This window comes from Caulobacter sp. CCUG 60055, assembly GCF_022750545.1.
Taxonomy (GTDB): domain Bacteria; phylum Pseudomonadota; class Alphaproteobacteria; order Caulobacterales; family Caulobacteraceae; genus PUIC01.
The window spans coordinates 1-22,288 of record NZ_PUIC01000007.1 but is presented as its reverse complement, the minus strand read 5'-3'; the positions used below and the strand labels follow the sequence as shown (position 1 = coordinate 22,288).

Here is a 22,288-nt window from a genome sequence, read left to right as displayed (position 1 = left end):
CCCCATGGCCGAGCTGAAACTGAAAAGCTATCGCTTCCGGGCCGAGCGCGAGGACGACTGGCTGCGCCTGGAACGCCTGCTGGCCAAGGTCGAGAAGCGGTCGGTCAAGGCGCTGACCGACGACGAGCTGCTGGCCGCCCCGGTCCTTTATCGCCAGGCGCTGTCGTCGCTGTCGGTGGCCCGCGCCACCTCGCTCGACCTCAGCCTGGTCGAGTATCTGGAGAGCCTGAGCAGCCGCGCCTACTTCTTCATCTACGGCGTCCGCTCCAGCCTGTGGACCCGGATCGGCCGGTTCTTCGCCTTCGACTGGCCGGCGGCCGCCCGGGCGCTGGGACGCGAGACCCTGGTCGGCGCCGCGCTCCTGCTGCTGGGCCTGGCGGTCGGGTTCTGGATGACCTCGACCGACCCCGACTGGTTCAACGCCTTCGTGCCCAGCGGCCTGGCCGGAGACCGCGGCCCGAGCGCCTCGACCGAGGCGCTGCGCGCCACCCTGCACGGCGGCGGCGACAAGGCCCTGTCGGCCTTCGCGACCTTCCTGTTCACCCATAACGCCGGCATCGCCATCCTGGCCTTCGCCCTCGGCTTCGCCTTCTGCCTGCCGACCGCGCTGCTGCTGCTCTACAACGGCTGCACCGTGGGCGCCTTCCTGGCCCTGTTCGTTTCGCGCGGCCTGGGGGTCGAGGCGTTCGCCTGGCTGATGATCCACGGCGTCACCGAACTCGGCGCCACCGTGCTGGCCGGCGCCGCCGGCATGAGGATCGGCTGGACGCTCGCCTTTCCCGGCGACAAGACCCGCGTCGAGGCCGTGGCCGAGGCCGGCCGCACCGCGGCCGTGCTGATGGGCGGCGTGCTGGTCATGCTGTTCTGCGCCGGGCTGCTGGAGGGGATCGGCCGGCAGCTGATCGAATCCACGCCGATCCGCTACGCCGTCGCCGCCGGGACGGCGATCCTCTGGCCGGCCTATCTCTATCTGCCCCGCGCCGGGCGGAGCGACGCCCGTGGCTAGGCGTCGTCGCGATCCGGCGCCGACGTCAGCCGCCGTCGTCCAGCCCAAGGGGCAGGTCCGCGAGATGGTCACGCCGGAAGGCGTCGACCTCCAGGTCGAGCTCGCCGACGTCGGGGCCCGCGCCGGAGCCCTGCTGCTGGACGGCCTGATCATCGCCGGCTCGATGATCGCCGCCACCCTGGTCTGCGTCGGCCTCCTGTTCGCCGCGGCCGCGGGCGGCGCGGTCGAGAAGGCGTTCTCGTTCGTGGGCGCGGCCTGGCTGACCGTGGCCTTCGTGCTGCGCAACCTCTACTTCACCCTGTTCGAGATGACGCCCAAGGGCGCGACGCCCGGCAAGCGCATCGTCGGCCTGCGAGTGGCGGCCCGGAACGGCGGGCGGCTGACCGCCGACGCCATCTTCGCCCGCAACGCCATGCGCGAGCTCGAGCTCTACCTTCCGCTCAGTTTCCTGCTGGTCGAGGGCCGCAACCTCGACGCCTGGAGCAACCTGGCCGGCCTGATCTGGTGCGGCGTCTTCGTGGTGTTCCCGCTGTTCAACCGCGACCGCCTGCGGGTCGGCGACCTGGCGGCGGGCACCTGGGTGGTGCGCGCCCCCCGGCGCAAGCTCGCGCCCGACCTGTCCTACGACGCCGGGGCCGGCCACGCCCGCTTCGCCTTCACCACCGCGCAGCTGGACGCCTACGGGGTCAAGGAGCTGCAGGTCCTGGAAGGGGTCCTGCGCCGCTACGAGCGCAAGACCCTGACGGCGGTGGCCGGGCGCATCCGCGACAAGGTCGGCTGGCCGGCCGGTCCGGACGAGTCGGACGGCGAGTTCCTGGGCGCCTACTACGCGGCGCTGCGCGGGCGATTGGAATCACGCCTGCTGCTTGGCCGGCGCCGGCTGGACAAGCACGACAAGGATTGACGGCGGGCCTAGTCGAACACCGAGGCGACGACGTCGACCCCGGCGCCCTCCTTGCTCACCCGCAGCTCGTGGTACAGCGAGGCCACGCCGGTATGCCCGATCAGCGCGGCAAGGGTCGATATCACCGGATTGACCACCGCCTCGGTGACCATCTGGGCCGTCGGTTCCCCTACGCCCCCGGGTAGCGTCGCGCTGACGGCGACGACGATCAACTGAATGATCAGGGCCGCCAGCAGGAAGATGGCGAAGACGCCGAACACCGACCAGCGCCGGCCGCGGGTCAGGTCCGCGCTGCGGTTGAGCGCGCGGCCCGCCCCGGTGTGTTCGACGACCTGGACGGGAAGCGCCACCGCCCAGACGACGGCCAGCATCACGCCCGGCACGATCAGCAGCACCGAGGCCAATACGACCCCAAGGCCGCTCAACAGGGCGATGAGGAACAGCGGGACCCAGTTCCTGAGCGCCACCCTCAGGCTCTCGCCAAGCGAGGACCGGCGGCCATTGAAGTCGGAGATGGCGGCGTGGATGATCGCGCCCTGGCTCAGGCCCGAGCCGACCAGGGCGACCGCCATGCCGGCGAGAACCATCCAGAACGCCCCGCCTTCGAACGATCCGGGACCGTGGGATTGTTTGAGCTGGGTCGAGCCGTAGCCGAACAGCGCTCCCGGCAGCCCGACGAAGGCCGCCGCCACCAGGGCGAACATCGCGAAATTGCGGCCCAGCGTCGTGAAGGTCCGCTGGATGACCCGCCCGATATTGAACTGCTCGCCTACCACCGCCGTCGCCATGCCCGCCTCCCTGAAACGCCAGACGTCCTGTTCAACCATCGCGGGCGGCGGCTTGTCCACCGTGCGCCTGTCATTCTCCGCCGCGCTGGAGGCTATCGCGCGGCCCGAACCGCCGCGGCGAATGAGCCGGCGCCTGCTGCTGGCGGCGGCTAGTCGCGCCAGAGGACGCCGGGAAGCGAGTGGCCGTGCTTGGTGGTCACCAGGCGCTGGTCGACGTCGTCGACGCAGGGTTCCGCGGCCAGGGACCAGGCCCATTCGCGGGCGGCCGGGTGGTCGGCGTGGAAGGTGGTGAGCACATAGTTGAACGGCCCGCTGATCATCGCCGCCGCCTCGATGTCGGGGTCGCGCCCGCAGCGGGCCTCGAACGCGGCGAGCGCCGGCTGGCGCAGGCTGGTCAGGCGCACATAGGTGCGGGTCTCGATCGGCCGGCCCGCCTTGGGCGGGGCGTGGAGGTCGGTCCACCGCGCCACGCCGGCGCAGCGCAACGCCGACAGCCGCTGGCGGACCAGGCGCTCGGGCAGGCCGACCTGGGCGGCGAGGTCGGCGATGCGGCCGCCCCGGCTGACGGCCGAGGCCTGGAATATGGCGTGGTCGGCCCGCCGCATGGTGAACGGCGTACGCGGCCGGCCGGACTTGTCGGCGCTCATCGTGGTCGCTCCCCTGTTCGGCGTCTCGCGAAAAGGAGGCCCCGCCGTCCGACGGGGCCCCATCTCCAGGAGCGATGCTCGACGGCGCTCCTTGAAGCCGCCCGCGTCGGGGGCGCGGCGACCTCGAAGACAAAGACGCCCGAACCGGGCCCGCCCGTAGTGCCAGCCCGCCGATTTCACGCCGTCGACGGCCGGCCTATTCCGTCGGGGTCGGTCCGTCGCCGGCCGTCAGCCGGTCGGCCTGGTCGCCCCGCGCGACGCGCAAGCCCAGGAGGGCGCTGAGGGTGCGCAGGGTGTTCTCGCGCTCGTCGACCTGCAGGCGCAGGGTCACGCGCCGCGCCGCCAGGGCCGGATCGTCCACCCGCACCGGCCGGGCGAAGAAGCGGTTGAGGTCCTCGACCACCTCGGCCAGCGAGGCGTCCTCGTAGGACACGGTGCGCAGGCGCCATTCGGCCACGCTCTGCACCGGAACGCTCTCCAGGCGCGGCGCGGCGGTCGCCGAGGCGAGGACGACGGGCAACGCCACCCTCTGGCCGGCGGCCAGGCGCATCACCTCCTGCCCCGCCCTCGGTCCCTTGAGCGCGGTGACGCTGACCACGCCGTCCTGCACCGCCACCTGGGTCTGGCCGTCCCGCAGCCGGACGTCGAAGGCCGTGCCCACGGCGCGGACCTGATAGTCGCCAGCCTGGACCAGGAACGGCCGCGTCTTGTCCTTGCGCACGATGAACAGCGCCTGGCCCTCGCGCATCCGCACCCGCCGCTGATCCGGCTCCATGCGGTAGTCGAGGCGGGTGGCGACGTTGAGGTTGACCACGCTGCCGTCGGGCAGGGTCTCGGTGCGCTGCTCGCCGACGCGGGTCTTCTCGGTGCGGCCGAAGGCGAACGGCTGAAGAAAGGCCAGCGAAACCGCGCCGGCGCCGACGGTCGCCACCGCCACGGCGGCGGCCGCGGCGACGAACCCGATCCGGCGCCGGCGGACCGAGGCGCGCAGCTGCGGGCCGGCGGCCTTGATCGCCGCCATCTCGCCCCACAGCTCGTGCATGGCGTTGAGCGCGGCGAGATTCTGGGGATCGGCGCGCCAGTCGTCGAACGCGGCGCGCTCCTCCACCGACATGACGGCGCGCCGCTGGGCCGCGAACCACGCCGCCGCCGCTTCTCGCCTGTCCGTCGACAATCTCATGGCGCTCCCTGCTCAACCCTCGCTTTAATAGACGCCCGAGGCTCCGCCGCCCCCCCGGTTATTCGGGTCGGAATCCATTTCGTTCAAGAGCTGTGTCATCGCCGCCGAGATGTGTTTCTCCACCGCGTGCACGCTGACGCCCATGCGGCGCGCCGCCTCGGCGTAGGTCAACTCGTCGATGCGGCACAGGATGAAGGCCTCGCGCCGGCGCGGCGGCATGCGCCCGACGATGGCCAGGGCCCTGGCCAGGCGTTGCGAGGCGATCAGGGCCCGCTCGCCCCCCGCCGACGGATCGGCGACCGCCGCGTCGTCCTCCAGACCGTACTCCAGAACCCGGCCGCGCCGGACCCGCGACCGGAGACGGTCCACCACGGTGTTGCGCGTGACCCGGAACAGAAAACGCACCGGCTCCAGGATCTCGGTGCGCCGGCCGGCCTCGAGGGTCTTGACCACCGCGTCGTGGACGATGTCGTCGGCCTCGTCGCGTCCCGCCCGCGCCGCCAGGCTGCGCAGGCGGCCGGCCTCGTCGCGATAGGCCTTGTCCAGCCCCTCCGGCGGCAGAGGACGGCTTTTTGCCATAAAAAGACCCAATCCCGGCGCGCGGCCGCTTCCCCTCAGGTCCGGGCTTGGCGAGCCGCCCGGTTGGCCGACAGCATGACGCGCGCCGCCAGGGATGTCGATATCGACGCGCGATCCCGGGCGCGGACGGCCGCCGATCCGGGCCCGGCCGGCGCCTCGCGCCGGGAAATCGGCGTCGCGAGGTAGGGTCGCGCCGAATTGGCGCGTCGGACTTAAGAGGAACGCCGCTTCCGCCCAACCCCGCACCGGGACGCCCCATGCCCGCCCACGCCCTCGACGACTTCGACCGCGCCATCCTGGCCGCGCTGCAGGAGAACAACCTGACGCCGGCCGAGCGCTTGGCCGAAAGGGTCGGCCTGTCGGCCTCGGCCGTCCACCGCCGCATCAAGCGGCTGCGGTCCAGCGGCGTGATCATCGCCGACGTCTCGGTGATCAATCCGCGGGCGCTGGGACCCAGCGCCCTGTTCATCGTCGAGGTGACGATGGAGCGCGAGAGCCTGCCGCTGTTCGACGCCTTCCGCCGCCGGATGCTGAACGCCCCGGAGGTGCAGCAGTGCTACTACGTCACCGGCGACGCCGACTTCATCGTGGTGATCGCCGCCGCCGACATGCAGGACTACGAGGACATCATCGGCCGGCTGCTGTTCGACGACGCCAACCTGAAGCGGTTCCGCACCAGCGTGGTGCTGAACCGGGTCAAGGCCTCGCTGGCCATGCCGCTCGGGGGCGGCTGAACCGCCCCCTCGCTACGGCGCCATCGGGCCGACGGCCTTGTCCGTCCAGTTGGTGTTGGTGCGCCCCAGGGCCGGGGCGATCCGGCCCAGGCTGCGGCCATGGGCTTCGAAGCCGACCACCGCCCGCTCGGCCTCCGACAGCTCCGCATAGACCTCGTCGAGCAGGGAGAGGGGAATGTTCTCCTGTTGGCGCAGATAGGGCGCGCAGTAATAGGAGAACACCGCCGGCCGCGGGACGTCGGTCTGGTTAGCGCCGGCTCCGTGCCAGATGCGGCCGTCGAACACCAGGGCCGAGCCGGCCGGCGCCTCGGCGATCACCGTCTCGACGTCGGGCTGGACGAGACGCCGCGCCCCGGCCGCGTCCACTTCGACGCGGATCGTCGGCGGGTCCCACAGGTGCGAACCCGGGACCAGCCGCGTCGCCCCGTTGTCCCGGGTGAAGTCGACCAGCATCCAGACGATGTTGCACACCAGGGCCGACGGCGTCGGAAACGGCACGTACTGCTGGTCCGAATGCAACACCTGGGCGACGCCGCCCTTGCTCATGATCATGGCGCTGAGGCTGGACAGCAGGTGGGCCGGGCCGAGCATCTGGGGGACCGCCTCGCGCGCCAGCGGGTGCGTCAGCAGCTCGCGGAACACGCCGCCCTTGTTGAGCAGGTTGCTGAGCCGCTGGTTCGGGGCCGCTTCGCGCCCGCCCTTGACCGAGGGCATGCCGGTCTGGTCGTCGCCGAAATGGAACGAGACGCCCTGGGCCTGCTCGCCCGCCGCCTGATCCAGCACCCGCGCCTTGACCCGCGCCAGCAGGTCCGGGTCGAGCGCGTCCAGCATGACGCCGTAACCGCATTCGCGCAGATCGCGCTTGAGCTGCTCGATGTCGCGCGTCGGCGACGGCGTGCGGCTGGTCTGACCGATGGACTGCATAGGTATGGCTCCCTGACCTGTTCGCCTCAGCGGGCGTCCGCCTGGCCGCGCATCTCGGCCAGCGCCGAGCCGATGCGGACCGCCTCGGCCTTGTTGATCGGGAAGGCGGCGTACAGCAGCGCCCCGATGATCTGCACCGGCGCCGCCCCGTAGACGCCCAGCATCTTGAGCGCGGCCAGGCCCTGGGGATCGATCGCGCCGCCGGCCTTGGCGACGGCGGGATTGAACCCGGCCCAGGCCAGCAGCGGGAAGACGATCAGGAACGGAAAGGCCGAAGCCACCCCGGACGCCAGCTGGGTGAGCGAGACATAGGTCCCCGCCCGGTCCACCCCGCTGTTCAGCGTGCCGTAGTCGATGGCCATGGCCTGGATGGCCGGCGACAGCAGCAGCGGCGCGACCAGGACGATCGATTGCGGAATCTCGACCGCCAGCAGGACGAGCGGGTGCTCGATCGGCAGCAGCGAGAAGCCGAGGACGTGGATCGCCGCGCCGGCGATGGTGGCGACGGCGATAAGGCGGTGAACCTCGAACCGCTTGGACAGGTAGATCCACAGCGGCGCCGAGGCCACGGCGCAGACCCCGGCCGCCAGCGCGACCACGCCGAACATCTTCTCCTGGTGCAGGACGTGCGAGAGGTAGAAGTATGAGATCGACTGCCAGAGCAGCAGCCCGATATTGATGATGAACGCCCCGGCCAGTTCGATCCGGAACGGCCGGTTGGACTTCAGCGCCGTCCAGAAATCGAGCAGCGCCCGGCCGACGGACCGGCCGCCGGCGTCCTCGCGCGTCGCCGGGGCCTCGCGGACGCCGAACATCAGCAGGGCCGCCATCAGCGGCGTCACGACCAGCACCGAGACGCCAAGCATCGACAGGGCCTCGCGGCCGTTGGACTTGAAGCCCAGGGTGCTGGCGGCGAGCGGCGCCATGGCCGACAGCATCAGCCCGATCACGCCCAGGACCTCGCGCAGGCCCAGCATCCGCGCCTTGCCGAACGGCGTGCCCGGCAGCTCGGCTCCCCAGGCGTAGTAGGGAATCTGGATCAGGCTGCAACCGCTGTAGACCAGCAGCAGCGCCACGGCGAAATAGGCGGGCGAGGCCGTGCGCACCGGCGGCATGAAGGTCAGCCACACGCCGATCATCAGCACGGCCAGCCCCGCCGCGATCCATGGCCGCCTGCGGCCCCAGCGGGTGCGGGTGCGGTCCGACAGCGCGCCGCACAGCGGGTCGGACACCACGTGATAGAAGCGCATCAGGCCGCTGATGGTCCCGACCACCGCCAGCGGCATGCCCATCGTCTCGGCGAAGAAGCCGGGAATCATCGAGGTCAGAGGCGGAATCAACAGCCCCAATGGAAACTGCAGCAGGCCATAGGACGTCGCGACGGCGATCCCCGGCTGCTCGCGCTGCGCGCTCTTTCCCTCGCTCAAGGGCCGCCTTCCGTTCATTGACACCTCCCCAGGGGACGCTTACTGCGACACTGTGTAAAAGCCATATTGTGATATCACATATCACATTTCAATCGGCCAATTTGTCGCCTTCGCCGCGCAAGGCCGCCGCCCCGTCGCCAGACAGGGATCGAACCTTGCACAAGGGCCGGGCTGCGGGCATCCTGCACGCTGAGATCACATATACCAAATAGGGAGTGAACCATGAGCGGCGAAGACGAAACCTCGAAAGCGGCCAGGCCGGACCCGATGGTCGACATCGCCCAGGGCCGCCTGCGGGGCGAGACCGGCGCCGACGGCGTCCTCGCCTTCCGGGGCGTGCCCTACGCCGAGGCCGAACGCTTCCGCCCGCCGACCCGCGCCAAGGGCTGGGCCGGCGTCCGCGACGCGACCAGGCCCGGCCCCGCCGCGCCGCAGGACACCCCGCCGGGCGTCTCGGCCATGCCGCCGCTCAGCGAGGACTGCCTCAACCTCAACGTCTTCACCCCCGCCGCCGACGGCGCCCGCCGCCCGGTGCTGTTCTACATCCACGGCGGCGCCTTCGTGACCGGGACCGGCGCCTTCCACTCCGGCGCGCGCCTGGCCGCCGACGAGGACGTGGTCGTGGTGACGATCAACTACCGCCTCGGCGTCCTCGGCTTCCCGCCCTTCCGCGTGTTCGGCGACGACACGCCGATGAACCTCGGCCTGCTCGACCAGGTCGCCGCCCTGGAGTGGGTGCGCGACAATATCGCGGCCTTCGGCGGCGATCCGGGTAACGTCACGGTGTTCGGCTATTCGGCCGGCGGCTGGTCGACCGGGGCGCTGATGGTCATGCCTCAGGCGCGTGGGCTGTTCCATCGCGCCGCTCCGCAGAGCGGGGCCTTCATGTACGCGATGCGCAAGGAGGCCCAGGCCGAGCACGCCGCCGTGCTGCTGGGCGCGCTGGGACTGGAGCATGTCGATCGCGACGCGCTGCTGCTGGCCGCGCCAGAGGCGCTGCTCAAGGCCCAGGCCGCCACCGTCGCCCGCTGGCGCGAACGCGTGGCCGCCGACCAGATCGTCGAGCTGGACTTTCCCTTCACGCCCTTGAACGACGGCGTGACCCTGGCCGAGCACCCCATCGTCTCGATCCTGCGCGGCGCCTGCGCCGACCTGCCGGTGCTGATCGGCACGACCGGCGAGGAGCTGGGGGTCAGCCCCATGCGCATGACCGACGAATGGGTGCGCAAGAGCTACATGCAGGGCAGCATCGTCGCCGCGCTCGCCAAGCTGTCCTCGCCCGCCCGCGCGGCCGAGGTCTGGGGCGGCTACGAGGCGCTGCACCCGGACGCGGACGAGGCCAAGCGCATCGGCCACATCCGCGGCGACTGGATGTACCGCGTCCCGGCGATCCGCGTGGCCGAGGCCCGCGCCGGAACGCCGCAGAGGGCCTGGATGTACCGCTTCGACATTCCCGCCCCGTCGGCCTTCATGGGCGGGATCGCCACCCACGCCAGCGACGTGCTGTTCTGGTTCGGCCAAATCGGCCCGTCCCCGTTCATGGAGCTGCTCTACGGCCGGCCGGTCACGCCGGAGGAGGAAGCCGCGTCGAGGACCATGCGCCGCGACCTCGCCGGCTTCGCCCGGGACGGACGCGCGTCGTGGCCCGCATATGACCTTGGCCGACGCGCGACGAAGATCTACGACCTGACCCCGCACGTCGCCGACGATCCGGGCGGCGAGGCGCGCGCGCTCTGGGAAGGGCTCGTCTAGGCTTCGGACGCGAAAGGACGAACCGTGCGGCTGTTCATGGCCATGCTCTACACCGAGACCAACACCTTCGCCGACATCCCGGCGGGGTGGGCGGCCTTTCGCGAGGGCGGTTATTCAAGGGGCGAAGCGTCGGCCGCGCCGGACACCCCGCTCGGCGTGCTGCTGGCCGAGTGGCGGCGGCTGGCCGAGGCGGACGGCTGCACGGTGATCGAGGGCGCGGCGGCCATGGCCCAGCCCGCCGGCCGCACCGTCCGCCCGGTCTACGAGGCCCTGCGCGACCAGATTCTCGAAGACCTGAGGGCGGCCGGACCGGTCGACATGGTGCTGTTCAACCTGCACGGCTCGATGGCGGCCGAAGGCTATGACGACTGCGAGGGCGACCTGCTGGCCGCCGCGCGCGCGGTCGTCGGGCCCAAGGCGATCATCGGCGCCGAGCTCGACCTGCACTGCAACGTCTCCGAAGCGATGCTGGCCTCGGCCGACGCCCTGGTAGCCTACAAGGAATATCCGCACGTCGACGAACTGGAGCGCGGCCGCGAGCTCTACGCCCTGTGCCGCGACGCGGCGCTCGGGCGCGTGCGCCCGCGCACCGGCGTCTTCGACTGCCGCATGATCAGCCTGTGGCGCACCACCGAAGAGCCGATGCGCGGCTTCGTGCGGCGGATGCAGGCGCTGGAAGGCCGCGACGGCGTCCTGTCGGTGTCGTTCGGCCACGGCTTTCCCTGGAGCGACGTGGCCGACGTGACCTCTCGGATCTGGGTGATCACCGACGACGACCAGGACAAGGCCGACCGCCTGGCGCGCGAGCTGGCCGAGGAAATCTACGCCGTGCGCGAACAGACGCGCCCCTGGTCGCTCGACGTCGAGGCCGCGCTCGACCGGGCGCTCGCCTGCGACGGTCTCGCCGTGCTGGCCGACGTCGCCGACAATCCCGGCGGCGGGGCGGCGAGCGACAGCACCTTCATCCTGAAGGCCTGCCTGGACCGCGGCCTGCGCGACGTCGCCATCGGGTGCCTGTGGGACCCCCAGGCCGTCGCCCTGTGCCAGGAGGCCGGCGTCGGCGCCCGCTTCAACCTGCGCGTCGGCGGCAAGATGGGTCCCGCCTCCGGCTCGCCGGTGGACCTGACCGTCACCGTCCGCGCCATCCAGGCCGACCACGCCCAGACGGGTCTCGGCGACACGCACACGCCGATGGGCCCCTCGGCCTGGATCGAGGCGGATGGCATCGACATCGTGCTGAACTCGCGCCGCGAGCAGGTGTTCTCGCCGGACGCCTTCACCTCGATCGGCGTCGACCTGGCGTCGCGCCGCATCGTGGCGGTCAAGTCGACCCAGCATTTCCACGCCGCGTTCGCCGACATCGCCGAGGCGGTGATCTATGTGGCCACGCCCGGCGCCATCGCGCCCGACTTCGCCGCCATTCCCTACACCAAGCGCGACGGGGTCTTCTGGCCGCGCCAGCCGGACCCGCTGCGGCTCGGCCCCGCGGCCTGACGGCGCTGGGGACCGGCCGCCCGGGCAGGCGGGGTCAGAAGGCGACCGCCTGCCCGCCCTTGAGCTGGAGCATCTCCCGAGCCTCGTCCGGCGTGGCCACCTCCAGCGACAGCTCCTCGGCGATGCGCCGCAGCTTGGCGACCTGATCGGCGTTGGACCGGGCGAGCTCGCCCTTGCCGATATAGAGGCTGTCCTCCAGGCCGACGCGGGCGTTGCCGCCCAGGGCCAGGCTGACGGCGGCGATGCTCATCTGGTGCTTCCCGGCCCCGATGACCGACAGATAGTAGTCGTCGCCGAACAGCTGGTCGGCGATCTGGGCCATGTGGGTCAGGTTGGCCGGATGCGCGCCGACCCCGCCCAGGATGCCGAAGATGCCCTGGATGAAGAACGGCGGCTTGATCAGCCCGCGATCGGCCAGGTGGGCCAGCATGTAGAGGTGGCCGACGTCGTAGCATTCGAACTCGAACCGGGTTCCGTGCCCGTCGCCGAGGTCCTTGACCACCTTCTCGATGAAGGCCGGCGTGTTGACGGCGATGCGTTCCCCGGACGAGGCGACGTAGCTCTCCTCCCAGTCGTGCTTCCAGGTCCCGACCCGCGCACCGGCGGCGGTGTAGTCGAAGTTCATGGTGCCCATGTTCAGCGAGGCGACCTCGGGCGAGAACCGCTTGGCCGCCGCCAGCCGGTCCTCGGCCGACATGCCGTTGCTGCCGCCCGTGGTGATGTTGATGACCGCGTCGGTCTGCTGCTTGATGCGCGGCAGGAAGGCCGCGAACAGCTCGGGATCGGCGGACGGCCGGCCGTCTTTGGGATCGCGGGCGTGCAGGTGAATGATCGACGCGCCCGCCTGGGCGGCGGCGACCGACTGCTCGACGATCTCGTCGGCGGTCACTGGCAGGTGCGGCGACATCGACGGGGTGTGGACCGACCCCGTGACCGCACAGGTGATGATGACCTTCTGGCTCCGCTTCATGGCGCCCGCCTCGCTTGTTGGTGAATTTGTTATTCGATATCACACTTTGGCGCGCAGCGATGTCAAGCGGCGGGGCGCGCAAGTGTGATTTCAGATGACATTTTTGTCGAAACACCTGCTACTGAAGGCGGCGCAAGCGTTTCTGGTCCCGGCGCGCCGACGCGGAACCCATCTTCGGTGGAGACAAGCATGGCCCGGCGGTCCGTCGCCAACTTCCAGCTCGCGACGATCGAACGCGAGACTCTGCACGAGCGGATCTACCGGGAGCTGCGCCGGTCGCTGATGGCCGGGGTCGTCCGCCCGGGCCAGCCCCTCTCCTACCGCAGCCTGGCCGACGCCCTCGGCGTGAGCCCGATGCCGGTCCGCGATGCGGTGCGGCGGCTGATCGCCGAACGCGCCCTGGAGGCGCTGCCCAACCGCACCATCGCCGTCCCCAACCTGGACGCCGAGCGCATCGGCGAGATCTACAAGATGCGCATCTCGCTGGAAGGCCTGGCGGCCGAGGAAGCCGCCGCCAAGATCAACGCCAAGACCCTCGGCGAACTGCGGCTGCTGCAGGACCAGATGGAGCAGACGCTGAAGGCCGGCGACATCGGCCGCTATCTGGACCTGAACTGGCGCTTCCACTTCAAGATCTACGGCGCCGCGGGGATGCCCCAGCTGACCGAGGTGATCGAGGGGTTCTGGCTGCAGATCGGCCCGCTGATCAGCCAGCAGAAGCCGCAGCACCACGAGGACGACATCTTCACGCACCACAAGGCCGCGATCGACGCCCTGGAGCGCGGCGACGGCCCAGCCGCCCGCGCCGCCATCGCCGCCGACCTCCAGGACGCGGGGCGAGCCCTGCTGGAAACCCTGAGCGAGATCCAGCCGCCGCCCGCCCCGGCCAGGCCGCGCGGCCGCAAGCCCAAGGTCGCCGCCTAGCGGACCAGCCTGGACATCTCGCGGAAGGCCGGGTGGGCGGCGTCGCGCAGCCACTCGAAGATCACCATCTCCGTGGTCGCCATGCAGACGCCCTCGCGCTCCAGCCGGCGGAACGCGACCTCGCGGCTGAGCGCGGTCCGCGAGGTGACCGCGTCCACCACGACCACGGCCTGCACGCCGCCGCGCGCCAGGTCCAGGGCGGTCTGCAGGATGCAGACATGCGCCTCGGCGCCGCAGACGACGATCTGATCGCGACCGCCGGCGCCGACCGGCGACAGCCTCACCGCCAGGGCCGGGTCACCAAGGCACGAGAAGCTCGTCTTGCTCAGCACCTCCCCCGGTTCGATCAGGGATTGAAGCGCCGGCTCGGTCGGCCCGAGCCCCGACGGATATTGCTCGGAGACCAGGATCGGCGTCTCCAGGCGACGGGCCGCGACCAGCAGGCGGCGAAGGTTCTCCTCCGTCGCCTCCCGGTCGGACAGGTGCGGCGTCAACCGCGTCTGCCAGTCCACAAGCAGCAGTTGGCTGCGTAGCGCATCGATGCGCATGGGCGCTCCCGATCAATAATATTGAAATATGATATCACACTTGTATGCTCACGGCATGCAAGCCTTTTCCGAGCCCCGCCCCGCGCCCGCCTCCCCGATCGCCGAGCCGATGACGGTCGCCCTCGTCGGCTTCGGCGAGGTCGGCGTCGTGCACCACCACGCCTACCGGAACAGCCCGGCGGTGCGCCTGGTCGGCGTGGCCGATCCCAATCCGGCCCGCCTGGCGCTGATCGACCCGGCGGACGGGGTTCCGACCTACGCCCGCCTGGAAGACATGCTGGCCGAGCAGAAACCGCAGATCGCCTGCGTGCTGACGCCGGCAGCGACCCACGAGGACGTGGTTCGCGCCTGCGCCCAGGCCGGGGCGCACGTGCTGTGCGAAAAACCGCTGGCCCTGTCCGAGGCCTCGGCCGAGGCGATGATCGCCGCCTGCCGCGAGGCCGGGGTCAAGTTGTCCTACGGCTCGTCCTATCGCCACCTGCCGGCGGTGCGCGAGGCGCGCCGCCTGATCGCCGAGGACGCCATCGGCCGGGTGCGCCTGCTGCAGGAACAGGCGGTCGGCGGCACCGGGCCGAAGGCGCAAAGGCCCATGGGCCCCGTGCACTATCCCGTCGGCGGCCCCGGCGGGACGGGCATGGGCCTCGTCGATCACGGGGTCCACCTGATCGACATCTTCGGCTGGCTGATCGGCGACCATGTGCGCGGCGTGTTCGGGCGCGGCAACCGCACGGGCGAGCCGCTGGGCGTGGAGTTCCTGACCTTGACCTTCGACGGCGGCGCGGTCGGCCAGCTGGTCTATGACGACGGCGTCTTCCCCACCACCCTGCCCGGCGAGGGGCTGTTCAGCTGGGGCGGCTTCTGGGACGCGGCGGGCTATCACGCCGGCGGCCAGTGGGCGGCGCATCCCGGCTGCATCCACGTGCACGGCGAGCGCGGCGCCCTGCGCATCTTCCACTACGCCAACGCGCTGTTCCTCAACGACGCCGACGGCCTGCGGCAGATCCCGGTCGAGGACCGGCCCGCGCCCCATCATTTCGCGGCGCAGATCGAGGCCTTCGTGGAGGACATCCGCGCCGACGCCGCGCCCGCCACCCCGGCCGAGGCGGGCGTCGAGGCGCTGCGCGTGCTGCTGGCGGCCTATGAAAGCGACGGCCGGCGGACGGTGGCCATCCCCGGCTGAACCGATCAGCCGGCTTAGGCCTCGGCCTCCAACTCGGCGCGCAGCCGGGCCTTGGCCACCTTCTCCAGGGTCGCGCGCGGCAGGCTGTCCACCAGGCGCACCTCGTGCGGGACCTTGAAGGCGGCGAGCTGGACGGCGCAGGCGCCGATCACCTGTTCGACCAGGTCCGGCGCGGCGCCGGCGATCCCTCCCCTCGGCAGCACGAAGGCCACCGGCGCCTCGTCCAGCATCGGATGACGGCGCCCGACCACCGCCACCTCCTCGACGCCCGGCGTCGAGGCGATCACCCGCTCGATCTCGCTGGCCGCGACGTTCTCGCCGCCGACCTTGAGCATGTCCTTGGAGCGGTCGGCGAAGAACAGGAAGCCCCGGTCGTCGCGCCGCACCCGATCGCCGGTCAGGAAGAAGCCGTCCGGGCCGAAGGCCTCGGCGGTGGCGGCGGGATCGTCCAGGTACTCGGTGAACAGCGACAGTCCGCGCACGCCGCGGATCTGCAGGTCGCCCGTCTGGCCGGGCTCGACCCCGCGCCCCTCCTCGTCGACGACCCGGATCTCATATTCCGGCGCGGCGCGGCCCATCGACATCGGCGCGTCGGGCAGGTGCGGCGAGCCGACGATTCCGTGGGCGATGGTCTCGGTCATGCCCCACCAGCCGACCGTCTTGACGCCGAAATGGGCGTCGGTCGGCGGGGCGCAGACGGCGTTGCCCCACAGGCGATAGCCGTGGCGCTCGGGCTTCGGCTGGCGCATCAGCGCCTTCAGGCAGAACGGCACCATCGATGTCCAGGTGCAGCCGTGCTTGAGCGACGCCGGCCAGAACCGCGAGGCCGAGAACTTGGGCTGGATGACGCAGGTCGCCCCCACCCACAGCGCCGCCAGCACCGAATAGGCCTGGGCGTTGGTGTGGAACAGCGGCAGGTGCGTCAGGTGCACGTCGTCGGGGCGCAGGTCCTCGTGGATGGCGCAGACCCGCGCCCCCCACAGGGCGTTGGCGTGGGTCCACAGCACCGCCTTGGGCCGCGACGTGGTCCCGGAGGTGTATTGGATGGCGAACGGGGCGAAGGGGTCGGCCGCGCGCGGCGGCAGGTCGGCGGGGTCGCCGTCCAGGGCCTCGAACCGAGCGCCCGGCTCGGGCGCGCCCGCCTGGGGCGCCTCGCCGTTGTCGGTGTCGGTGATCGCCAGCCAGTCCAGGTCCGGGCAGGCCCTGGCGACCAGCTCGGCGAACCGCGGCTGGGTGACGCCGCCCCTGGCCCGGCTGTGGCCGGCGAAGTAGCTCAGCTCGTCGGCGCTGGAGCGGGCGTTGGTGGTCACCGCCACCGCGCCCAGCCAGGCGCAGCCGAACCAGGCGATCACCGCCTCGGGACAGTTGTCGAGATGCACCAGCACCCGGTCGCCGGCGACGACGCCCCGGGCGTGGAGGCCGGCCGCGAACCGCGCGATCCGGTCGCGGAAGGCGCGATAGCCCCAGCGCGCGCCCTCGCCCTCGAACGGCTCCCAGATCAGGAACGGGTGGTCGGCCCGCGCCTCGGCGTGGATGTCGAACAGGGTGCGGACGTCCATGCCCGCGAACGGGCTGACGCGCGGGTCGGCTGGGAGCGGCTTGAAGGTCACGGGCGAGGCCAGGCTAGAGGGCCTTCAACGCCGCCAGCACCTGCTCGAGGGTGAAGTCGACGTCGGCCTCGACCATCGGGGTGGACAGGTTGAAGAGCAGGGACGGCGAGGTCAACACGCCGCGGTTCATCAGCGACCGGTGCACGGCCGCCTGGGGTTCGCCGAACCGGACGGCGTAGGCGGTGTCGCGATAGGTCCCGAACGGACGGTCGCTGAGCGACAGCATGGTCAGGGACTCCGCCCCCTGGACCTGGCCGTCGCGGCCGGTGATCTTCAGGCATTCGCGCAGTCCCGACCGCAGCCGGTCGCCCAGCGCCCCCAGGCGGGCGAACGCTTCCGGCGTCAGCAGCCGCATGGCCGCGAGGCCCGCCGCCATGGTCACCGGGTTGGCGTTGTAGGTGCCGCCGTGCGGCACCCTGGGCGGGCCGTCGTCGAAGCCGAACACCGCCATGACCTCGGCCTTGCCGCCGACCGCGCCGACCGGGAAGCCGCCGCCGATGATCTTGGCCATGGCGGTCAGGTCGGGCGCGAAGCCCAGCCGTCCCTGGGCGCCGCGATAGCCCAGCCGCAGGCAATAGACCTCGTCCAGGATGAACAGCGCGCCGAGCTTGCGGGCGGTCTCCCGCAGCATGGCCAGATAGGCTTCGCTGATCGGGACGAGGCCCAGGCGCGAGGGGATGGGGTCGATCAGCACCGCGGCCAGGTCGGCGCCGTGCGCCTCCAGCAGCGCCCGGCTCGCCTCGACGTCGTTCCAGGGCAGCACGACCACGTCGTCCAGGACGCCCTTGGGCTGGCCCTTGTAGTTCGCCACGCTGGCCGGCCGGTCGGCTGGGCCCCAGGCGGCGGGGGTCGCGGCCTGGCTGACCTCGGCGTGGTCGTAGCCGCCGTGATAGGCGCCCTCGATCTTGGCGATCCTGGGCCGGCCGGTATAGGCCCTGGCCGCCTTGATCGCCATCATCACCGCCTCGGTGCCGGAATTGGCGAAGCGCACCTGCTCCACCCCTTCCAGGCGGTCGACCAGCAGTTCGGCCAGGGCGATCTCGGCCTCGGTGGGCAGGGCGACCGCCGTCAGTCGGTCGAGCTGGGCGCGCGCCGCCGCCATCACCTCGGGGTGGCGGTGGCCGTGGATGAGCGCCGTGTAGTTGTTGAGGAAGTCGATCCGCTCGACGCCGTCCTCGTCGACCACCCGGCAGCCCTCGCCGCTGCGGGCGTAGACGGGATAGGGCTTGAAGAAGATCGTCTGCCGCGAATTGCCCGAGGGCATCACCCGGCGCGCGCGCTGGTGAAGCTGGGCCGACCGCGAGGCGGAATCCGGATAGGCCGTCATGACGCCTGACCTCCAGTCGTTGCGACAGGCCGCCCCGACATGGGACGGCCTGCGCCAGATCGTTCGCGGCGGCCTAAAAGCTCGCCGACATGGCCACGCCGACGGTCATCGGCTGGATCGGGACCAGGCTGGCCTTGCCGCCGGCGATGCCGCCGGAGACATAGGCCCGCTCGTCGAACAGGTTCCGGATATAGCCGTTCAGCGTATAGCGGTCCCATTGGAAGCCCAACTGCAGGTCGATGGTCGAGAAGCCGTCGAGCGCGACGAACGAGGGATCGCTCTTGCTCAGCGCCGTGTTGCGGTCGGATTCGTAGTGCCATAGCGCCCCGACATTGGCGGTCACCGCCTCGTTCAGGGGACGTTCGTAGTTGACGCTGCCGGTCAGGCTCCATTTGGCGACGAACGGCAGCCGATCCCCCGAATGGCCGTAGACCAGCGGAGCGGCCTGCGTCAGCTGGGCGTCGGTATAGGCGCCGGCCAGGCCGAACTTCAGCCCCTTGGCCGGGCGCAGCTGGGTGTTGAACTCGACCCCCTGGCTGCGCGCCGAGCCGCCGTTGGACAGCACACGGAAGCCGTTGACCAGGAACGGCAGCTGGATGTCGCTCCAGTCGATGTAGAACACCGACGCATCGGCGGTGAGCCTGTTCTCAAACCAGGCGCCCCGCCCGCCGATCTCGTAGTTCCAGACCTGATCCGGATTGAACTGCGTGGGCAGGGTCATGCCGGGGGGCAGGATAGCGGGCGGCTCGACCGGCCCGCCCGGACGGTATCCGCTGGCCGCCCGGACGTAGAGCGAGCCGTTCTTGGCGAAGCGCCAGTTCAGCGAGGCCAGGTAGGTGGTCGCATCGCCGGTCGAGCGGCCGTTCTGCACCGAGGGCTGGTCCAGCGGCCGCCCAACGAGCAGGCCGGAGGTGTAGATCTGGTCCTTGACCCGGATGTCGGCGTAGCGGACGCCGACCGTGGCGGCTAGGTCCGGGGTGATGTTGTAGGTCGCGTTGGCGAAGGCGGCGACCTCGTCATAGTTGGCCGGGGTGCGCGACTTGGAGATCACCGGGACCAGGGGGCCCGGCGCGCCGGCGGCGGTGTAGCCGGCCACTTGCGATTGGGCCAGCACCTCTTCGCGGGTGTAGTAGACGCCGGCCAGCCACTCGATCCGGTCGCCCGATGGCGAGGCCAGGCGCACCTCCTGGGTCCATTTCTTGTAGCTGAGGTCCTGGGGCGAGACGTAGTAGGCGCCGCCCAGGAAGTTGGGCGGCAAGAGCGCGCTGACGTCGAACAGCAGGTTCAGGTCGACCTGGCCGTAGCTGCTGGACGACACCAGCGAGTAGCCGCGCCCGAACTTCCACTTCAGCTCGGCGTCCGCCAGGCGATATTCGGTGTTGAAGTACTGGTTGACCGCGAAATCCTGGGTCAGGTCGCCCTTGGTCGGCGCGAGCGTGACGGGGTCGACCACCACGCTTCCCGCCGCCCCGACCCGGTTCTGCTGGACGAGGCCGGTGACCACCAGCGACAGGTTGTCGGTCGGATAGAAGCCCAGCGCCGCCCGCGCGCCGCTGACGCGGGTCGCGTTGACGTCCTTGCCGCCGGTGCGGGGATTGTCGATGAAGCCCGGGTCCTCGCGGCTGACCAGGCTGAGGCGGGCGGCGGCCTTGCCGTCGGCGAACGGCACGTTGATCTGCCCACGGGCCACATAGCCGGCGCCGCCGTGGTCGACGGTGTCGCCCTCGACCCGCACGGTCCCGCTCAGCGCGGTCGGATCGGGCCGGCGCGTGACGTACTTGATCAGCCCGCCCAGGGTGCTGGCGCCGTAGAGGGTGCCCTGCGGGCCGCGCAGCACCTCGATATGGTCGATGTCGGCCGGGTCGATGTCCGGCTGCAGGATGCTGCTGCCGCCGCCCACCGGGATCGAGAAGCCGAACGGGGTGTCGTTGACATAGAAGCCGACCGTCGGGCTGGTCTGCTGCGAGCCGGACGTCAGGCCGCGCATCGCCACCTGGTTCGCGCCGGTGGCCCCGCGGGAAAAGAACGACAGGCCCGGCACCTGTTCGGACAGCCCCATCAGCGTGTTGAGCCCCTGGTTCTCGAGGCCCCGCGCCTGGATCGAGGCGACGGACCCGGCGACCTGATACACGGACTGTTCGCGCTTGTTGGCGGTGACGACGATCTCGTCCAGTTGCACCGTGTCCGCCGCCCACGCCGCGCACGGACCGGTCGCCAGCAGCGTCGCCAGCCCCGCCGAGGCCATTAGAGAGACTCTGATCATCACCCTCCCCTTTCGGCGGCCCGACAATTCGGCCGCCGTCATATTTTGTAATTTGTGATATCAAATATCGTTCACGGTTGACTGTCAAGCGGGCTGCGCGGGCGCGGCCACCCGTTTTGTCGCAGGTCGCTCCAACGGCGTTGCCCTGCCCGCCGTTACTGGTATGTGATATCACAATTATACAATCAGCCGTCGCGGATCGGTCGGCGCCAAGGGAAGGGACCAGGAATGACGACGCAGGCGGAGTTCGATTCCCATTCCCGCTACGTCGCCATGCGCGACGGCGTGCGCCTGGCCGTCCAGGTGTTCGGCCCGCCCGGTTTCCAGGCGGCCGGCGGCCCGACCGTGGTCAACTTCACCCGCTACGGCCGCGCCACCCCGGCCGCCGTGCGCGCGGCCCCGGCCAGCGAGACCCTGGAATTCACCCGCCACGGCTTCGCCGTCGTCTCCGTCGATGTCCGCGGAACCGGCGCGTCGTTCGGATGCCGCCCCAGGGGCAAGGGCCGCGAGGAGGTGCGCGACTACGCCGAGATCTTCGACTGGATCGTTGCCCAGCCCTGGTCGGACGGGCGGCTGTTCTGCACGGGCGTCTCCTACGGCGGCAACGCCAGCGAGCTCGCCCAGATCAACCGCCATCCGGCGCTGGTCGCGGTGGCGCCCCGCTTCACGGACTTCGACCTCTATGAACACCTGCTGTTCCCCGGCGGCGTCCCCAACCACGTCTTCGCCAAGGTCTGGGGCGAGCTGACCGCGGCCCTGGACCGCGGCGACAACGACGATCCCGACCTTCCGGCCGCCGTGCGCCAGGCGCCGCAAAGCCAGTCGAACGCTTTCGTCGACGGGGACGACGGCGCGCTCTATCGCGCCGCCCTGGCCGACCACGACGGCAACGCCGGTTTTCTCGAACTGATGGACGGCGTCATCTGCCGCGACGACCTGACCCCGCCCGGCGGGGCCAGCACCAATCTCTGCGACCTCGTCGCCGAGCTGGAGGCCGGCGCGGTTCCCGCCTTCCATTGGGCGAGCTGGATGGACGCCGGCACCGCCGCCGGCGCCATCGCCAGGTTCCTGACCGTCGACGCCCCCATGCGGATCAAGATCGGCGCCTGGAACCACGGCGCCCGGCAGGACGGCGATCCCTACACGCCCCGGGACGCGCCGCTGCGTCCCGACCTGCCGGCCCAGGTCGCCGAGATCGCCGCCTTCTTCAAGGCGGCCGACCGGAGCGCCGAACCACGCAAGTCGATCGCCTATGTGACGTTGGGCTCGGACACGTGGCGCACGACCGACGTCTGGCCGCCGCGCCATGTCGCCGATCGCGCCTGGCGGCTCGCGCCCGGCGTCCTGGCCCCGGAGCCCGCGCCGGAGACGGCCGCGACCAACCGCCTGCGGGCGGATCTCCAGTCCGGTTCAGGGGCGACCACGCGCTGGTCGACGCAGGTCGGCCGCGAGGTCGACTATGCGGACCGGGCCGAGGCCGACCGACGCCTGCTGACCTACACTTCGGCGCCGCTGGAGCGCGACCTTGAGGTGACCGGCACGCCCATCCTGACGCTGCACGCGGCGTTCTCGGCCGAGGACGCCATGGTCGTCGCCTATCTCGAGGATGTCGCGCCCGACGGTCGCGTGACCTACCTGACCGAAGGCGAGCTTCGCCTGATGCACCGGCGCGTCGCCGACACGCCGGCCGGCTATGTCCGGCCGGGACCCAACCGGTCGTTCCTGCGCAAGGACGCCGCGCCCTATACGCCGGGCGTGGTCGAGCCCCTGACCTTTCCGCTGCTGCCGACCTCGGTGGTTTTCCGCGCCGGCCACCGCATCCGGCTGGCGCTGGGCTGCGCCGACGCGGACAGCTTCCCCCGCCTGCCGGCGACCGGCGACCTGGAGGTGACGGTGGACTGTGGGCTTTCGCGACTGGTGCTGCCGTCCGCTGGGTGAGGGAGCGGGCGGCGCGTGCCGGGGGTCTCGCGCCGGCGAGCGGCTGACCGTTGTTGGCGCGATGTGTGCGTGTTTGCATGTGTGTGCTTTGGA

The 22,288-nt window shown here is 71.0% G+C and carries 19 protein-coding genes; 8 read left to right on the top strand and 11 right to left on the bottom strand.

Going from position 1 to position 22,288, the window contains the following annotated elements; translation table 11 throughout:
- Positions 1–4: 4 nt before the first annotated feature.
- Both C5708_RS11570 and C5708_RS11565 read left to right on the top strand, forming a co-directional pair.
- The gene (locus C5708_RS11570) at positions 5–1,006 is read left to right on the top strand and encodes a stage II sporulation protein M (protein WP_242921199.1); all 1,002 of its coding nucleotides are present in this window, start codon (positions 5–7) and stop codon (positions 1,004–1,006) included.
- The gene (locus tag C5708_RS11565) at positions 999–1,910 is read left to right on the top strand and encodes an RDD family protein (protein WP_242921197.1); all 912 of its coding nucleotides are present in this window, start codon (positions 999–1,001) and stop codon (positions 1,908–1,910) included. The genes C5708_RS11570 and C5708_RS11565 overlap by 8 nt, the downstream gene beginning before the upstream one ends.
- Positions 1,911–1,918: 8 nt before the next feature.
- Here the strand turns inward: C5708_RS11565 and C5708_RS11560 are convergent, their stop codons facing one another.
- The 4 genes from C5708_RS11560 to C5708_RS11545 form a co-directional block, all read right to left on the bottom strand.
- On the bottom strand, positions 1,919–2,698 hold the full coding sequence (locus C5708_RS11560; RefSeq protein WP_242921195.1) for a glycerophosphoryl diester phosphodiesterase membrane domain-containing protein: 780 nt from the start codon (positions 2,696–2,698) through the stop codon (positions 1,919–1,921).
- A 149-nt stretch (positions 2,699–2,847) separates the two neighbouring features.
- Positions 2,848–3,345 (bottom strand): Lrp/AsnC family transcriptional regulator, encoded by a 498-nt coding sequence (locus tag C5708_RS11555; protein ID WP_242921194.1) that lies wholly within the window; start codon positions 3,343–3,345, stop codon positions 2,848–2,850.
- A 196-nt stretch (positions 3,346–3,541) separates the two neighbouring features.
- Entirely contained in the window at positions 3,542–4,525 is a 984-nt protein-coding gene (locus C5708_RS11550; RefSeq protein ID WP_242921192.1) for a FecR domain-containing protein, read from the bottom strand.
- A 24-nt stretch (positions 4,526–4,549) separates the two neighbouring features.
- On the bottom strand, positions 4,550–5,104 hold the full coding sequence (locus C5708_RS11545) for an RNA polymerase sigma factor (RefSeq protein WP_242921190.1): 555 nt from the start codon (positions 5,102–5,104) through the stop codon (positions 4,550–4,552).
- Positions 5,105–5,361: 257 nt separating this feature from the next.
- On the opposite strand from C5708_RS11545, the gene C5708_RS11540 reads away from it, so the two are divergent.
- Entirely contained in the window at positions 5,362–5,838 is a 477-nt protein-coding gene (locus C5708_RS11540) for an Lrp/AsnC family transcriptional regulator (RefSeq protein WP_242921188.1), read from the top strand.
- A 12-nt stretch (positions 5,839–5,850) separates the two neighbouring features.
- Here the strand turns inward: C5708_RS11540 and C5708_RS11535 are convergent, their stop codons facing one another.
- Together C5708_RS11535 and C5708_RS11530 are read right to left on the bottom strand one after the other, a co-directional pair.
- Positions 5,851–6,762 (bottom strand): phytanoyl-CoA dioxygenase family protein, encoded by a 912-nt coding sequence (locus C5708_RS11535; protein ID WP_242921186.1) that lies wholly within the window; start codon positions 6,760–6,762, stop codon positions 5,851–5,853.
- A 26-nt stretch (positions 6,763–6,788) separates the two neighbouring features.
- On the bottom strand, positions 6,789–8,189 hold the full coding sequence (locus tag C5708_RS11530; RefSeq protein WP_242921184.1) for an MFS transporter: 1,401 nt from the start codon (positions 8,187–8,189) through the stop codon (positions 6,789–6,791).
- 222 nt (positions 8,190–8,411) lie between these two features.
- Here C5708_RS11530 and C5708_RS11525 point away from each other — a divergent pair, with 222 nt between their 5' ends.
- Together C5708_RS11525 and C5708_RS11520 are read left to right on the top strand one after the other, a co-directional pair.
- Positions 8,412–9,941: a carboxylesterase family protein gene (locus C5708_RS11525; protein WP_242921183.1), complete on the top strand. Its 1,530-nt coding sequence runs from the start codon at positions 8,412–8,414 to the stop codon at positions 9,939–9,941.
- Between the two features lie 24 nt (positions 9,942–9,965).
- Complete coding sequence (locus C5708_RS11520) at positions 9,966–11,435, top strand: M81 family metallopeptidase (protein WP_242921181.1); 1,470 nt, start codon at positions 9,966–9,968, stop codon at positions 11,433–11,435.
- A gap of 34 nt (positions 11,436–11,469) precedes the next feature.
- On the opposite strand, the gene C5708_RS11515 is transcribed toward C5708_RS11520, so the two are convergent.
- Positions 11,470–12,405, bottom strand: coding sequence for a 3-keto-5-aminohexanoate cleavage protein (locus tag C5708_RS11515; protein ID WP_242921179.1), 936 nt, complete (start codon positions 12,403–12,405; stop codon positions 11,470–11,472).
- A 189-nt stretch (positions 12,406–12,594) separates the two neighbouring features.
- On the opposite strand from C5708_RS11515, the gene C5708_RS11510 reads away from it, so the two are divergent.
- On the top strand, positions 12,595–13,329 hold the full coding sequence (locus tag C5708_RS11510; protein ID WP_242921177.1) for a GntR family transcriptional regulator: 735 nt from the start codon (positions 12,595–12,597) through the stop codon (positions 13,327–13,329).
- Here the strand turns inward: C5708_RS11510 and C5708_RS11505 are convergent.
- Positions 13,326–13,877: an isochorismatase family protein gene (locus C5708_RS11505; RefSeq protein ID WP_242921175.1), complete on the bottom strand. Its 552-nt coding sequence runs from the start codon at positions 13,875–13,877 to the stop codon at positions 13,326–13,328. The genes C5708_RS11510 and C5708_RS11505 overlap by 4 nt on opposite strands.
- Before the next feature lie 55 nt (positions 13,878–13,932).
- On the opposite strand from C5708_RS11505, the gene C5708_RS11500 reads away from it, so the two are divergent.
- Positions 13,933–15,057 carry a Gfo/Idh/MocA family oxidoreductase gene (locus C5708_RS11500; protein ID WP_242921173.1) on the top strand — a complete coding sequence of 375 codons (1,125 nt, stop codon included), beginning with the start codon at positions 13,933–13,935 and terminating at the stop codon, positions 15,055–15,057.
- Between the two features lie 14 nt (positions 15,058–15,071).
- Here C5708_RS11500 and C5708_RS11495 read toward each other — a convergent pair whose 3' ends face one another.
- The 3 genes from C5708_RS11495 to C5708_RS11485 all read right to left on the bottom strand — a co-directional run bounded on the left by C5708_RS11495 (position 15,072) and on the right by C5708_RS11485 (position 20,257).
- Complete coding sequence (locus C5708_RS11495) at positions 15,072–16,667, bottom strand: AMP-binding protein (RefSeq protein ID WP_242921171.1); 1,596 nt, start codon at positions 16,665–16,667, stop codon at positions 15,072–15,074.
- Between the two features lie 13 nt (positions 16,668–16,680).
- The gene (locus tag C5708_RS11490) at positions 16,681–17,994 is read right to left on the bottom strand and encodes an aspartate aminotransferase family protein (protein WP_242921169.1); all 1,314 of its coding nucleotides are present in this window, start codon (positions 17,992–17,994) and stop codon (positions 16,681–16,683) included.
- 73 nt (positions 17,995–18,067) lie between these two features.
- A complete protein-coding gene (locus tag C5708_RS11485; RefSeq protein ID WP_242921167.1) occupies positions 18,068–20,257 on the bottom strand; it encodes a TonB-dependent receptor in 2,190 nt (729 codons plus the stop codon).
- 228 nt (positions 20,258–20,485) lie between these two features.
- On the opposite strand from C5708_RS11485, the gene C5708_RS11480 reads away from it, so the two are divergent.
- A complete protein-coding gene (locus C5708_RS11480) occupies positions 20,486–22,195 on the top strand; it encodes a CocE/NonD family hydrolase (protein ID WP_242921165.1) in 1,710 nt (569 codons plus the stop codon).
- Positions 22,196–22,288 lie beyond the last annotated feature (93 nt).

What these genes read in the sequence shown, in the direction of transcription:
- C5708_RS11480 (WP_242921165.1), top strand. Translation starts at nt 20,486, where the DNA reads ATGACGACGCAGGCGGAGTTCGATTCCCATTCCCGCTACGTCGCCATG.
- C5708_RS11540 (WP_242921188.1), top strand. Translation starts at nt 5,362, where the DNA reads ATGCCCGCCCACGCCCTCGACGACTTCGACCGCGCCATCCTGGCCGCG.
- C5708_RS11560 (WP_242921195.1), bottom strand. Translation starts at nt 2,698, where the DNA reads ATGGCGACGGCGGTGGTAGGCGAGCAGTTCAATATCGGGCGGGTCATC.
- C5708_RS11535 (WP_242921186.1), bottom strand. Translation starts at nt 6,762, where the DNA reads ATGCAGTCCATCGGTCAGACCAGCCGCACGCCGTCGCCGACGCGCGAC.
- C5708_RS11500 (WP_242921173.1), top strand. Translation starts at nt 13,933, where the DNA reads ATGCAAGCCTTTTCCGAGCCCCGCCCCGCGCCCGCCTCCCCGATCGCC.
- C5708_RS11505 (WP_242921175.1), bottom strand. Translation starts at nt 13,877, where the DNA reads ATGCGCATCGATGCGCTACGCAGCCAACTGCTGCTTGTGGACTGGCAG.
- C5708_RS11550 (WP_242921192.1), bottom strand. Translation starts at nt 4,525, where the DNA reads ATGAGATTGTCGACGGACAGGCGAGAAGCGGCGGCGGCGTGGTTCGCG.
- C5708_RS11570 (WP_242921199.1), top strand. Translation starts at nt 5, where the DNA reads ATGGCCGAGCTGAAACTGAAAAGCTATCGCTTCCGGGCCGAGCGCGAG.
- C5708_RS11515 (WP_242921179.1), bottom strand. Translation starts at nt 12,405, where the DNA reads ATGAAGCGGAGCCAGAAGGTCATCATCACCTGTGCGGTCACGGGGTCG.
- C5708_RS11490 (WP_242921169.1), bottom strand. Translation starts at nt 17,994, where the DNA reads ATGACGGCCTATCCGGATTCCGCCTCGCGGTCGGCCCAGCTTCACCAG.
- C5708_RS11525 (WP_242921183.1), top strand. Translation starts at nt 8,412, where the DNA reads ATGAGCGGCGAAGACGAAACCTCGAAAGCGGCCAGGCCGGACCCGATG.
- C5708_RS11555 (WP_242921194.1), bottom strand. Translation starts at nt 3,345, where the DNA reads ATGAGCGCCGACAAGTCCGGCCGGCCGCGTACGCCGTTCACCATGCGG.
- C5708_RS11485 (WP_242921167.1), bottom strand. Translation starts at nt 20,257, where the DNA reads ATGATCAGAGTCTCTCTAATGGCCTCGGCGGGGCTGGCGACGCTGCTG.
- C5708_RS11510 (WP_242921177.1), top strand. Translation starts at nt 12,595, where the DNA reads ATGGCCCGGCGGTCCGTCGCCAACTTCCAGCTCGCGACGATCGAACGC.
- C5708_RS11545 (WP_242921190.1), bottom strand. Translation starts at nt 5,104, where the DNA reads ATGGCAAAAAGCCGTCCTCTGCCGCCGGAGGGGCTGGACAAGGCCTAT.